10 protein-coding genes are annotated in these 12,684 nt (G+C 66.0%); 3 read left to right on the forward strand and 7 right to left on the reverse strand.

Annotated elements, in window-relative coordinates; translation table 11 throughout:
* Positions 1–7: 7 nt before the first annotated feature.
* From ASG17_RS13120 to ASG17_RS13140, 5 genes are all read right to left on the reverse strand, one after another.
* Positions 8–580 (reverse strand): fasciclin domain-containing protein, encoded by a 573-nt coding sequence (locus ASG17_RS13120; RefSeq protein ID WP_056104689.1) that lies wholly within the window; start codon positions 578–580, stop codon positions 8–10.
* 19 nt (positions 581–599) lie between these two features.
* Positions 600–1,577: a hypothetical protein gene (locus ASG17_RS13125; protein WP_056104693.1), complete on the reverse strand. Its 978-nt coding sequence runs from the start codon at positions 1,575–1,577 to the stop codon at positions 600–602.
* Between the two features lie 81 nt (positions 1,578–1,658).
* On the reverse strand, positions 1,659–2,441 hold the full coding sequence (locus ASG17_RS13130; RefSeq protein WP_056104697.1) for an EAL domain-containing protein: 783 nt from the start codon (positions 2,439–2,441) through the stop codon (positions 1,659–1,661).
* Between the two features lie 120 nt (positions 2,442–2,561).
* Complete coding sequence (locus ASG17_RS13135) at positions 2,562–3,230, reverse strand: hypothetical protein (protein ID WP_056104699.1); 669 nt, start codon at positions 3,228–3,230, stop codon at positions 2,562–2,564.
* A gap of 147 nt (positions 3,231–3,377) precedes the next feature.
* Complete coding sequence (locus ASG17_RS13140) at positions 3,378–3,620, reverse strand: hypothetical protein (protein ID WP_056104702.1); 243 nt, start codon at positions 3,618–3,620, stop codon at positions 3,378–3,380.
* 111 nt (positions 3,621–3,731) lie between these two features.
* Here ASG17_RS13140 and ASG17_RS15270 point away from each other — a divergent pair, with 111 nt between their 5' ends.
* Positions 3,732–4,169: a DUF3883 domain-containing protein gene (locus tag ASG17_RS15270; protein ID WP_235560457.1), complete on the forward strand. Its 438-nt coding sequence runs from the start codon at positions 3,732–3,734 to the stop codon at positions 4,167–4,169.
* A gap of 6 nt (positions 4,170–4,175) precedes the next feature.
* Here the strand turns inward: ASG17_RS15270 and ASG17_RS15535 are convergent, their stop codons facing one another.
* Together ASG17_RS15535 and lepA are read right to left on the reverse strand one after the other, a co-directional pair.
* Complete coding sequence (locus ASG17_RS15535) at positions 4,176–6,140, reverse strand: ATP-binding protein (protein WP_162238800.1); 1,965 nt, start codon at positions 6,138–6,140, stop codon at positions 4,176–4,178.
* Between the two features lie 61 nt (positions 6,141–6,201).
* Complete coding sequence (gene lepA, locus ASG17_RS13145) at positions 6,202–8,010, reverse strand: translation elongation factor 4 (RefSeq protein ID WP_056104705.1); 1,809 nt, start codon at positions 8,008–8,010, stop codon at positions 6,202–6,204.
* A 202-nt stretch (positions 8,011–8,212) separates the two neighbouring features.
* Here lepA and ASG17_RS13150 point away from each other — a divergent pair, with 202 nt between their 5' ends.
* The gene (locus ASG17_RS13150) at positions 8,213–9,358 is read left to right on the forward strand and encodes an efflux RND transporter periplasmic adaptor subunit (RefSeq protein WP_056104707.1); all 1,146 of its coding nucleotides are present in this window, start codon (positions 8,213–8,215) and stop codon (positions 9,356–9,358) included.
* Positions 9,359–9,367: 9 nt separating this feature from the next.
* Entirely contained in the window at positions 9,368–12,634 is a 3,267-nt protein-coding gene (locus ASG17_RS13155) for an efflux RND transporter permease subunit (protein ID WP_056104708.1), read from the forward strand.
* Positions 12,635–12,684: the final 50 nt, after the last annotated feature.

The raw sequence follows: 12,684 nt of genomic DNA on the forward strand, positions 1-12,684 counted from the left end.
CCAAGGCTTACGCGGCTGGCTTCACCAGCACGCCGTCGACGGGTTGCAGCACGCCGTTGCTGGCCAAGGTCTCCGCGCCGGTCAGTCGGCCGACCGCACCATCGGGCGCGGTGACCACGATCGTCTGGCCGTCGCGGGTGAACTTCAGCAGTCCGTCCGCCATCGTCCGCATCTCGACCGACCCGCCTGAGGCCCGGTCCAGCGCGCCGTTGATGTCCGCCCGGGTCAGGGCGCCCGGCACGGTGTGCGCGCGCAGCAGGGCGATGCTCTGCGCCCGCAGCGCCTCATCCGACAGGTCGTTCGCCCCGCCGGTCGCCTGCATGGCCGCGTCGACGGGTGCGAACACCGTATAGGGCCCCTTGCCGTCCAGCACCGTCGCCAGACCCGAGCCGCCCACCACGCCTTCCAGCGCGTTGAGATCGCCCTCGCCCTTCAAGGCTTCGGCGAGGGTCTTGGAGGACGGCGCCGGCGTACCGGCCGGGCCCGTCGTCTCAGCCTTCTCACCACACGCCGCCAGGGGCGCGGCCGTCAGCGACAGAAGCACGAGCGACATCGCCGCCCGACGTTGAAGCGTGTTCATGGTCGTATGTCCGTCGGGTTCAGGTGAGAAGCTGGATCACGGTCTGCACCAGCTGCGTCGTCGGATCGACCTGGTACACATAGCCGTCGCTGTAGCGGTACATGCTCTGCGGTCCGTCCGCATACTGGTTCCGATAGGCGTAGGGCACGTTGTAGACGTCGTAGCCGGCCGGCATCGGCTGACCCACCGTCCAGTTCTGCCCCGTCAGCAGCGCGGCGACCTGGGTGATCGACTGGTTCTGCGGATTGACGCCGTACAGGACCCCGTCCGCATAACGATAGGCGTTCCGGTCCTGCAGCCCGTAGTACTGGCTATAATAGGCGGGGGCGGGCTCATAGTTGTACTGCGCCGGCCACGTGTTGCCGGTCCACAGCGCGCCGCCCAGCACCGGCAGATAGCCCAGCAGCCCGCCCTGCGCGTTCGTGCGGTACAGATAGCCGTCGCGGTACCGGTAGTCGTTGGCGTCCCGCACGTTCCAGACGTAGCGGTAGCGGTCGTAGCGGTCGTCGTCGCGCGCCCGATCGACCTGCCGCGCCAGGCCGGGCGGCAGGCAGCCGTTGTCCCGCTTGGCCAGACCGGGCGGGCAGCCGTCGATCACGCGGCGCTCGACCCGGTCACGGAACACGATGCGCGTGCGGTCGGGCGCAACCACCTGGCGCTCGATCACGCGAACCGCCTCGGGACGGGGATCGCGGCGGTCGTCCCGCCGCTCGGCCCGCTGTTGCGGACGAGGATCGCGCCGATCGTCCGGACGCGCGGCGCGCATGGGGCCGCCGTTCGGACGTTCCGCCCGCTCCTGCCCCCGCTTGCCGTCGTTGTCCCGGCCATGGCCCCGGTTGTCGTCACGCGAGCGCTCGGCGCGCGGACCGCCGCCATGGCCCCGCTCGGCGCCGTGGCCATTGCCGTTGCCGTTGCCGTTACCGGGCTGCGCGGCCGCCATCTGCGGCAGGGTGGAAGCGATCAGCGTCGCCACGGCGACGGAAATCATTCGGTTCATCGAAACCTCCTAGAGTCCGATGCCGAACGTACGCGCGATCCGACCGGTTCCGCCTCCGCCGCGGCACGGGATCGCGTCGCCTCAGCCTGCCGCGCGGACGGCGGCGCGCGCGTCGCCGGCCGCATCCTCTGGCCAGACGATGTCGGCGAGCGCATTCACCACCGGCCGCGCGAACAGATAGCCCTGCATCAGGGTGACCCCCAGATCGCGCAGCACGGCGTATTCGGCCGCCGTCTCGATCCCTTCGCACACCGGCCGGATGCCCAGGTCGTCCAGCAACGCCAGGGTGTGGCGCACGACGCTGCGCTTGATCGGGTCGGCGTCGATCCCGCGCACCAGGTCCATGTCCAGCTTGACGATATCCGGCTGGAACTTGGTCAGCAGCCCCAGCCCCGCATAGCCGGCCCCGAAGTCGTCAATGGCGGTGCGAAACCCCATGGCGCGATACGACCGCAGGATGTTCAGCAGGTGCCCCGTGTCCAGCGCCTCGTTCTCCGTGAACTCGAAGATGATGGCGTGGGTCGGCAGACCGGTCCGCAAGGCCGCCTCCAGCGTCGCGCGGATGCAGGCGCGCGGCTCATACACGGCGTTGGGCAGGAAGTTGATCGACAGCGCGGCGCCCGAGGCGGTCATGTCCAGCGCCGCGGCCTGTTCGATGGCGGTGGTCCGGCACAGCTGGTCGAAGCCATAGCGGTTCGCGTCCGACACCTGCGCCAGCACCGCGCCCGCGCCGCTTCCATCCAGCCCGCGCACCAGCGCCTCCTGCGCGAACACCGTGCGCCGGGCGACATCGACGATCGGCTGGAAGGCCATGGTGATCGCGATGTCGAAGGCGGCGCCGTCGCGGCAGGCAGTACAGGGCATGAAACGCTTCCGGATAAGAACTCGGGCCATTGTCAGGCCTTTGCGTAAACATTCCGTACGGCCGATGCGCCAGGACGGCCCTGTCGCACGCCGATCCCCTGCGCGGCCGAAGGCTCCGTCTCACCGCCGAGCCCTCTCCTCGGCCCATTGCTTCAGCACGGCCTCGGCGTCGCGCATCGACTTGCGTTCGGACCAGAAGGCCGCCTTCAGGTCTTCCTCGTCCTGGTTGCGCGACCGCTGGGTCATGGAAAAGCGGCCCCCGAACCCTTCCCACCCGCGCATCAGGATCCGATAGATCAGCGACAGCGGCGCCGTCTCCGGCGTCAGCTCCGTCGCCGCCTCCGCCCGCGCGCCCAGCCGCGCATAGCTTTCGGCCAGTCCCGCCAGCGCCCGCGCCTCGGTCCACAGCCGCCCCCGCATCGCCCGCCCCGACGCCATCAGCGCCGTGTGCGCCAGCGCCGCCGCATCCCCCTCGTCCGGCGCGTCCAAGTCCTCCGGCAGGAACAGCCGCGCCGCCCACGCTTGCGGAGCATCCGCCAGCGCCGCCTCCATCGCCGCCGCCCGCGCCGCCGCCCCGGCCCGCGCCTGCGCATCGCCATGATCGCGCTTGGTCGCCCCGTGCTGGGTCGCCCGCTTGCGGATCGCATGCTCGCTGACCCGCCACTTGGCCGACAAAGCCCGCGCCGTCGCCCCGCCCTTGTACTCCTCCAGGATCATCGCCCAGGTCTCGGTCGACAGGCGATAGTGCGCGGGGCGGGGGTCGGGGGTGGGATCGGGCGCAGAGGTCATGTGCGAGAGGATGGCAGGCGCGCCAACCCAGGCAGGCAGATGGCCTGTTGCTGGCAGCAAAGGGCGATGACGGCTGCGAAGGCGACGCGCGCAACACCGCCGCGACTCGCCTGTAGAGGCGGCGTCGGACCTCTCGCCCGCGCGCCTTTAGTCGAACATCTCAGGCAGCGTCCCCGCCTTGAAAATGATCGTCGGGCTCTCGTCATAGTCGCCCATCTCGGTGTCCGCCGAGACCGAGAACGCCACGACGCCGAGCCTAAGCGGGGCGAGCCGCTCCGCCTTGCGCCGAGCCTCCTCCGCCGTCTTGCACCCGACCTGAGGCTCCGCCTTCAACCCCTTCCCGCGCCCCTGCACATAGGCCTGCACGATAAACATGGTCTCGGTCGCCATGCGGGCGACAAGGGCCTGTTTGGGGGCGGGGTCAAGCGATACCGCCCACGCACCCTCCGCTCATCTCGGCGCAACCGCTCTGAGGAGTCGCTGAGTCCGCCATCCCCTTCGATGGCGGCGAGGGCAGGATTCGAACCCTCACCCTCACCGAAGCACCACCGCAACCGCGCCCTCGGCCTGCTGGGCGAGGAACACGTCTTCCACCACGAACGCGCCCGCCTGATCGCCGCCGACCGCTCCGATTTGGCCCGCAAGATCGAATGGACCAGCCAGGAACGCGGCGACGGCGCCGGCTACGACATCCGCAGCTTCGACCCCAGCGGCGCCGAGCGCCTGATTGAGGTCAAGGCCACCCGAGGCGGCCCCACCACCCCCTTCTACCTGACCCGCACCGAGCGCGAGGTCTCCCAGGAACGCCCCGAGATGGTTGGCGTCTCTACCGCCTCCACAACCTCTCGGCCGCGCCGGGGCTGTTCGTGTTGCCGCCGCCGCTGGAGGCGTCGGTTACGTTGGAAGCGGAGACGTGGCGGGCGGGGGTTTGGAGGTTAGGCCGCGTCACAGGGCTGCTTGAAGCGAATCCAAATAATCTAGCAACAGATCAAAGTCCGAGTCGGAGACAACCTTAGCATGGGCATCGTAGCGCAACTGATTAATGGCGATCATCATACGCTTGAGCTCAGAAGCATCTATTCCTAGACGCCTTTCCCAGTAGGACCATTCGGGATCCATGATCGAAATAAGATCGGAGAAATACAAGCGACAGTCAGATGCTGAAAATATGTCTTCAAGAGAGCAATCAGCAATCTGATCGGCCCTAGTACGATTCATCCGCTTTCGGATTTCGTCCGACGCTTGAGATTTTCCGACGCCGTCAATGATTCTGCTTCTAACGGCAGATCGCAGTTCTATTTCGAGCTCGCCTCGACGTTTTGCGATGACGGCCCACCTATCTCCATCATTTTTGATCACACCGCTCACTTTGGCGGTACTTCGAAGATAGTCGGTTACAAGCCTCATTCGAGGCGCAAGTGAGCCCGCCACCTGACGCACGAGACCATAACCGATAAGATGAGTCGCATATGCCGGGTCGAGGTCAATAAACTCTTGGACCTTGTCGTGATCGCCAAGTGCCGACCATTGTAATAACTGGAACTCGTCTGGGAATCTAGCTTTCAGCGCCGCAAGCACATCGTCGAATAGTGGTTTGAAGTCAAATGATTGTATAGCCGCCTCCACATGATCGGGAGTGATTTCGACGGGCCGCCCTTCGAACGGGAGATTTCGATGGATATGGCTAGCAATCTGCCTGGTGAGAAAAGCATGACCACCCATTGAAGCGTACAGAAATGCCACGGCCTCCACGGTGAAATTCATGCCCATCAGTCCACCAAGGGACTGGCACATCTGCTGAGTTTCGTCGTCAGTCAGACCGGGTAGATACTCAACAGCAATATAGGCCAATAGAGGATTATCAGACCCGTAGATTTCTCTACATTCTGTGATGATGGGATTTGTCCCAGCAACGATGAAGGACATTCTTGATCCCATCCGCTGATGAATGGAACGGACGGTCTGCCAAAACAGGAGCGTGTCCTCTCCTGATCTCCAGTGCCCAACTCCGGTTTGCGGGGAGATATGCTCGACTTCATCAAAAGCAATGATGGTTTTCTTTTTACCTTGAGAGTAAGCGTCAGCTATTGCCTTTTCAAATGATTTGCTTGCCTCCGTTGGCGAGAATTCACCCAATTGAACTGGAGTGACCGCGAGTCCCGCAGCCTTTCGCACTTCTATGGCAAGCGCTCTCAGCAGTTCATTCCAACGAGCTGCGGTAGTGCTAGCACTCTGACAGTCGACATGGATAAACCTGTGACCGTCTGTTTTCGCCAATCTTTCACAGGCAAGAAGAATCGATGTCTTGCCGCTTTTCCTAAGCCCGAATACCCCAGAATTTTCAGTCCGCGCCATGCGGTCCCGCATCGCGGCAAGAAGCTGCGTGCGACCGAAAAAATACGTACTCTCGCGCAGAGGGTCTCGCTGCGAAAAAAGATCTCGGAAGAAGTAGTTCTCTCTGGTGGCGTCGATTATGAGAGGGCCAACATTCTTCGACAACATGACGTTGTAGGTGAATGGTAGAGTGACCGGTATGTCTGGCTCGTCCGCGCAGATTTTGCGCATCTTGTCCGTAATACCCGGATCGGTGGAAGCAAGAATTCGAAAATGTCGATTTATACGTAGATGATCGGCAAAATAATTCGAGATCTGGTCGAATGCTTGAAGTGTTCTTGCCTCGAAATTTTCATAGTCAGCAAACAGAACAAGGAATTCGCGTGCGTTCGGTAGAGCATGCTCGACAAGATGTGATGGTCTCGCCGCCACATAAGTATAGCGAGAGCCCGAAACCGTCTCTTCGTTGCCGGTGGTTATATAGAAGAACCGTGCTAGTTCCTCAACGATCCGACGTTCCTCGTACGAGAATACGTCCATGCGAACGTTGGCATGCAAGCCTGGATTCGTAGCCACTCGCGCCCCCTCTTTCGGCAACCCTAGGAGGTGCCTTCGAGAATTGCGAGCCGAACGGCGGTTAATCCTCATCCATCTTCAGCGCGGCGATGAAGGCCTCCTGCGGGATCTCCACCTTCCCGAACTGCCGCATCCGCTTCTTGCCGGCCTTCTGCTTCTCCAGCAGCTTCTTCTTCCGCGTCGCGTCGCCGCCGTAGCACTTCGACGTCACGTCCTTCCGCAACGCCCGCACCGTTTCCCGCGCGATGATCTTGCCGCCGATGGCGGCCTGGATCGGGATGACGAACATGTGCGGCGGGATCAGGTCCTTCATCTTTTCGACCATGCCCCGGCCGCGCGTCTCGGCCCGGCCGCGGTGGACCAGCATCGACAGGGCGTCGACCGGCTCGGCGTTGACCAGGATGCTCATCTTGACCAGGTCGCCGACCTTGTAGTCGGTCAGTTCATAGTCGAACGAGGCATAGCCTTTCGAGATCGACTTCAGCCGGTCGTAGAAGTCGAACACCACCTCGTTCAGCGGCAGTTCGTAGACCACCAGGGCGCGCGAGCCGACGTACGACAGCTCGATCTGCTGGCCGCGCCGGTCCTGACACAGCTTGATGACGCCGCCCAGATACTCGTCGGGCGTCAGGATCGTCGCCTTGATCCAGGGCTCGCTGATTTCCAGGATCTGCATCACGTCGGGCAGGTCGGCCGGGTTGTGCAGGTCGATGGTCGTGCCGTCGCGCTGGGCGATCTTGTAGACCACCGAGGGGGCGGTCGCGATCAGGTCCAGGTTGAACTCGCGGCTCAGGCGCTCCTGAATGATCTCCAGGTGCAGCAGGCCCAGGAAGCCGCAGCGGAAGCCGAAGCCGAGGGCGGCCGAAGACTCCATCTCATAGGTGAAGCTGGCGTCGTTCAGGCGCAGGCGGCCGATGGCGGCGCGCAGGTCCTCGAAGTCGGCGGCGTCCACCGGGAACAGGCCGCAGAAGACCACCGACTGGACTTCCTTGAAGCCCTTCAACGCCTCGGCGGTCGGCTTCTTCTCGTCGGTGATGGTGTCGCCGACGGCGGCGTGGGCGACTTCCTTGATCTGGGCGGTGATGAAGCCGACCTCGCCGGCGGCCAGTTGTTCGACCGGCGTGTTCTTGGGCAGGAAAACGCCGACGCGGTCGACCAGATGGGTCGAACCAGACTGCATCATCTTGATCCGCATACCGGCCTTCAGCACGCCGTCGAACACGCGGACCAGCAGCACGACGCCCAGGTAGGGATCGTACCAGGCGTCGACCAGCATGGCCTTCAGCGGCGCGTCGACGTCGCCCTTGGGCGCCGGCAGGCGGGTCACGATGGCCTCCAGCACCTCCTCGATGCCGATGCCGGACTTGGCCGAGCAGAGAACGGCGTCCGAGGCGTCGATGCCGATGACGTCCTCGATCTGGGCGCGGACGCGCTCGGGCTCGGCGGCGGGCAGATCGATCTTGTTCAGGACCGGCACGATCTCGTGGTTGTTGTCGATCGCCTGGTAGACGTTGGCCAGGGTCTGGGCCTCCACCCCCTGCGACGCGTCCACCACCAGCAGGCTGCCCTCGCACGCGGCCAGACTGCGCGAGACCTCATAGGCGAAGTCCACGTGCCCCGGCGTGTCCATCAGGTTAAGAATATATTCCTGTCCATCGGCCGCTTTATAGTGTAGTCTGACGGTCTGGGCCTTGATCGTGATGCCCCGCTCCTTCTCGATGTCCATGTTGTCCAGCACTTGCTCGGACATCTCACGCGCGGTCAGCCCGCCGGTGAATTGGATCAGTCGGTCAGATAACGTTGATTTCCCATGATCGATGTGGGCGACCACGGAGAAGTTGCGGATTCGGGAAATGGGGGGCGTCGTCATTGGCCGGGGCGGTAGCATGACGCCCGCCCCACGCCAACGCGCCCCTCGCGGACGAGACTGCATTACATCGCGGTAAGGCGCCGCTTCCGGATTTGAGGCCGGATCGTGGACAGGCTAAACGTCTCCGGATTTTCGGGCGCGTGAATGCCCGGCTGGCCGCGCCTCCTGCGGCTCAACGAACAGAGAAGAGATCGGCGTGGCGATGCGAAAGCACACCTTTGAGCGCGGGCGCGCGGTCCTGGTCGTGGCGGCGCTGATGACGCTGGCGGCCTGCGGCGGCGGCGACAAAAAGGCCGAAGAGAAGGCCAAGGCGGAAGCGGCAGCACGCGGCGGCCAGACGGTTACGGCCGCCACGGCCACGCTGGCCGACCTGCCCCGCTCGGTCATCGCCTCGGGCAGCGTCTCCGCCTGGGAAGAGGTGCCGGTCGGCGCCGAGACCGGCGGCCTGGTGGCCACGGCAGTCTACGTCGACGAGGGAACCTACGTCCGCCAAGGCCAGCCGCTGGTCCAGCTGAACGACGCCCTGCTGCGCGCCCAGCTTCGGCAACAGCAGGCGAGCGTGCAGACCGCCCAGGCCAACGCCGCCCGCGACGACGCCGCCCTGGCCCGCGCGCAGGAGCTGAAGGAGCGCGGCTTCCTCAGCCAGGCGTCGCTGGACAACGCCCTGGCCGATCAGCGCGCGTCGCGCGCCAACCTGGCGTCGGCCCAGGCCTCGCTGTCCGAAACCCAGACCCGCCTGTCCCAGGCCACCATCCGCGCGCCCGTCGCCGGCCTGATCATCAGCCGCAGCGTCACGCGCGGCCAGATCGTCGCCGCCGGAACCGAACTGTTCCGCATGGTCCGCGACGGCCGGCTGGAGCTGGACGCCCAGGTGCCGGAGGCCGAGCTGCCGCTGGTGCGCGCCGGCCAGTCCGCGGGCATCACCGCCGACCAGGCGACCGGCCCTGTCAGCGGCCGCGTCCGCATCGTCACGCCCGAAGTCGATCCCCAGACGCGCCTCGGCGTCGCTCGCGTCGCCCTGAACCCCGGCAGCGGCCTGCGCCCCGGCATGTTCGCCCGCGCCACCATCGACGTCGGCGCCGCCCCCGCCCTGACCGTGCCGGCCCAGTCGGTCGTGTTCCGCGACGGCAAGGCGGGCGTCTATGTCATCGGCGCCAACAACGTCGTGCACTTCAACCAGGTCACGACCGGCGACCGCGCCGGGCCCAATGTGGTGATCGCCGCAGGCATCCCCGCCGGTTCGCGCGTGGTGGTGCAGGGCGCCGGCTTCCTGGGCGACGGCGACCGCGTCACCGTCAGCACGCGCGCCCCCGCCGCCGTCGCCGCGCCCGCCCCGGCCGCGCGCTAGGGACCGGCCATGAACTTTCAGAACATCTCGTCCTGGTCGATCAAGAACCCGATTCCGATCGTCCTTCTGTTCATCGTTCTGACGGTCGCGGGCCTGTCGAGCTATTTCAAGCTGCGGACCAACAACTTCCCGGACATCGACCTGCCGGTCGTGGTCGTGACGGTGATCCAGTCGGGGGCCGCGCCGACCGAGCTGGAGACCCAGGTCTCCCGCCTGATCGAGGATTCGGTCGCCGGTCTGGGCCAGGTCAAGCACATCACCTCGACCGTCAACGAGGGCGCGTCGACCACCGCGATCGAATTCCAGTTGGGCGTCGATCTGGAAAAGGCCACCAACGACGTGCGCAACGCCGTCGCCGGCGTGCGCCAGGATCTGCCCGCCGATGTGCTTGAGCCGATCATCCAGCGTGTCGAGTTCACATCCGTCCCGTTCGCCAACTATGTCGTGCGCGCGCCGGGCATGAGCCCGGAGGAGCTGAGCTGGTTCGTCGACAACACCATGGCCAAGCGCCTGCTGTCGGTGCGCGGCGTCAGCCAGGTCAGCCGCGACGGCGGCGTCAACCGCGAAATCCGCATCAAGCTGGACCCCGCGCGCCTGGAATCCTTCGGCGTCACCGCCGCTGCCGTGTCGCAGCAACTGCGCAGCCAGAACATCAACCTGCCCGGCGGCCGCGGCGAGCTGGGCGGCACCGAACAAGCCATCCGCACCGTCGGTTCGGCCAAGACGGTCGAACAACTGCGCGAGACCCTCATTCCGGTCAGTGGGCGCTCGGTGCGCTTGGCCGACCTGGGCACGATCACCGACGAATGGTCCGAGCAGCGCGGCCGCGCCCGCTATAACGGCCAGGAGGTCGTCGGCTTCGGCATCTCGCGCGCCATCGGCTCGTCGGAGGTGGACGTCTATCACGCGACCCAGAAGTCCATCGAGGAGCTGGACGCCCAACGCGCGGACGTGACGATCGAGGAGGTGGCGAACACCACCGAGGACGTCATCAACAACTTCCACGCCTCGGTCGAGGCGCTGCTGCTGGGCGCCCTGCTGGCCGTGCTGGTGGTGCTGGTCTTCCTGCGCGACTGGCGCGCGACCCTGATCGCCGCCATCGCCATGCCGCTGTCGCTGATTCCGACCTTCTGGATCATGGATCTGGCCGGTCAGTCGCTGAACGTCGTGTCGCTGCTGGCCCTGTCGCTGACGGTCGGCATCCTGGTCGATGACGCCATCGTCGAGATCGAGAACATCGTCCGGCACATCCGTGACGGCAAGGCGCCCTACCCCGCCGCCATCGAGGCCGCCGACGAAATCGGCCTGGCCGTCATGGCCACCACCGCGACCCTGGTCGCCGTCTTCGCCCCGACCGGCTTCATGCCTGGCATCGTCGGCCAGTTCTTCGTCAGCTTCGCCATCGCCGCCTGCGTCAGCGTCCTGTTCTCGCTGCTGGTGGCGCGGACCCTGACCCCGCTGATGGGCGCCTATCTGCTCAAGGCGAACCAGGGCAAGGAGCACAAGGATCCGTTCTGGATGGCGCCCTATCTGCACGCCCTGGAATGGTGCCTGGGCGATCGCGGCAAGGTGGTCGGCACGCCCGCCGGCTCGGTCGCCCCCTCGTCGGCCAACATGGACGTCGGTCTCGGCGGTCCGTCCGAGCGCAAGCCGCCCTTCCTGCGCCGCGTGCGCCAGCGCTTCTGCGATCACCGTATGTGGGTGCTGGGCATGGGGGCGCTGTTCTTCGTCTTCTCCATCTTCCTGGCCACCCGACTGCCCGGCGAGTTCATCCCCGTCGAGGACATCTCCCGTTCGACCCTCAGCATCCAGCTGCCCCCCGGCACCACGCTGGAGGAGACCGACGCGGCGGTTCAGCGCATCAACACCGAGCTGATGAAGCGGCCCGAGGTCAGCTCCGTCTATTCCTCCATCGGTTCGTCCGTCGTCAGCTTCGGCCCCGGCGGCGGGGGCGGCGCGGGCGAAGTCCGCAAGGCCAACCTGACCGTCAATCTGAAGCCGCGCGGCGAGCGCGCCCTGACCCAGCAGGAGTTCGAGCGCGACTTCGGCCCGACCCTGCGCCAGACGCCGGGCGCCCGCGTCCAGTTCGGATCATCCGGCGGCGGCGGCGGCGGCATCATGGCCATCGCCCTGGTCGGCGACGACCCCACCACCCTGGAGCCGGCCGCCAGCCGTCTGGAGCGCGAGATGCGCACCGTCCCGGGCATCGCCAACGTCATTTCCTCGTCCGCCCTGGTGCGGCCCGAGCTGCTGATCACGCCCAAGGCCGACATCGCGGCGCTGCAGGGCGTCTCGACCCAGACCATCAGCCAAGTGGCGCGCGTGGCCACCCTGGGCGACGCCGACCAGCTGCTGCCCAAGTTCAACCTGGGTGACCGCCAGATCCCGATCCGCGTCATGCTGACCGAGGAATCGCGGGCCGATCCCGGCGTGTTGGCCAATCTGAAGGTGCCGACCGCATCCGGCGGCGTGGTGCCCCTGTCGGCCGTGGCGGACATCTCCTTCGGCGCCGGTCCCAACCAGATCGACCGTCTGGACCGCCTGCGCGTGGCCAACATCACCGCCGAGCTGAGCGGCACGACGCTGGGCGAGGCGACCACCGCCATCAACGCCCTGCCCGCCATGACCCAGCTACCCCCCGGCGTGCGCCAGCAACTGACCGGCGACGCCGAGAGCAACGCCGAGCTGGGCGCCGGCTTCGCCTTCGCCATATTCACCGGCATCCTTCTGATGTACGTCGTGCTGGTGCTGCTGTTCGGCAGCTTCTTCCACCCGATCACCATCCTGGCCGCGCTGCCCGTGTCGTTCGGCGGCGCCTTCTTCGCCCTGCTGATCACCGGCAAGTCGATGTCGATGCCGGCGCTGATCGGCATCATCATGCTGACCGGCATCGCCGCCAAGAATTCGATCCTGCTGGTCGACTACGCCATCATGGCCATGAAGGGCGGCATGCCCCGCCGGGAGGCCCTGATCGACGCCGCGCACAAGCGGGCGCGCCCGATCATCATGACCACCTTCGCCATGGGCCTGGGCATGCTGCCCATCGCCGCGGCGGTGGGCGAAGGCACGGCGTTCCGCTCGCCCATGGCCATCGCCGTGATCGGCGGCCTGATCACCTCGACCTTCCTGAGCCTGCTGTTCGTGCCGGTGGTGTTCAGCCTGATCGACGGCGTGAAGACCCGGCTGGAGCGCCGAATGGACCGCATGTTCGGCCACCAGCACGGCCACGCCGACCACAGCGACCCGTCCGCAGCTCCGACGACGGTCGAGCACTAGGCACAGATCAGCCAATGTCGGGAACCGGCGCAACTCGCGCCTGAGTTGCC

Source organism: Brevundimonas sp. Leaf363, from assembly GCF_001424025.1.
In the GTDB taxonomy this organism is placed as follows: Bacteria; Pseudomonadota; Alphaproteobacteria; order Caulobacterales; family Caulobacteraceae; genus Brevundimonas.

What these genes read in the sequence shown, in the direction of transcription:
- ASG17_RS13120 (WP_056104689.1), bottom strand. Translation starts at nt 580, where the DNA reads ATGAACACGCTTCAACGTCGGGCGGCGATGTCGCTCGTGCTTCTGTCG.
- ASG17_RS13125 (WP_056104693.1), bottom strand. Translation starts at nt 1,577, where the DNA reads ATGAACCGAATGATTTCCGTCGCCGTGGCGACGCTGATCGCTTCCACC.
- ASG17_RS13130 (WP_056104697.1), bottom strand. Translation starts at nt 2,441, where the DNA reads ATGCCCTGTACTGCCTGCCGCGACGGCGCCGCCTTCGACATCGCGATC.
- ASG17_RS13135 (WP_056104699.1), bottom strand. Translation starts at nt 3,230, where the DNA reads ATGACCTCTGCGCCCGATCCCACCCCCGACCCCCGCCCCGCGCACTAT.
- ASG17_RS13140 (WP_056104702.1), bottom strand. Translation starts at nt 3,620, where the DNA reads ATGGCGACCGAGACCATGTTTATCGTGCAGGCCTATGTGCAGGGGCGC.
- ASG17_RS15270 (WP_235560457.1), top strand. Translation starts at nt 3,732, where the DNA reads ATGGCGGCGAGGGCAGGATTCGAACCCTCACCCTCACCGAAGCACCAC.
- lepA (WP_056104705.1), bottom strand. Translation starts at nt 8,010, where the DNA reads ATGACGACGCCCCCCATTTCCCGAATCCGCAACTTCTCCGTGGTCGCC.
- ASG17_RS13150 (WP_056104707.1), top strand. Translation starts at nt 8,213, where the DNA reads ATGCGAAAGCACACCTTTGAGCGCGGGCGCGCGGTCCTGGTCGTGGCG.
- ASG17_RS13155 (WP_056104708.1), top strand. Translation starts at nt 9,368, where the DNA reads ATGAACTTTCAGAACATCTCGTCCTGGTCGATCAAGAACCCGATTCCG.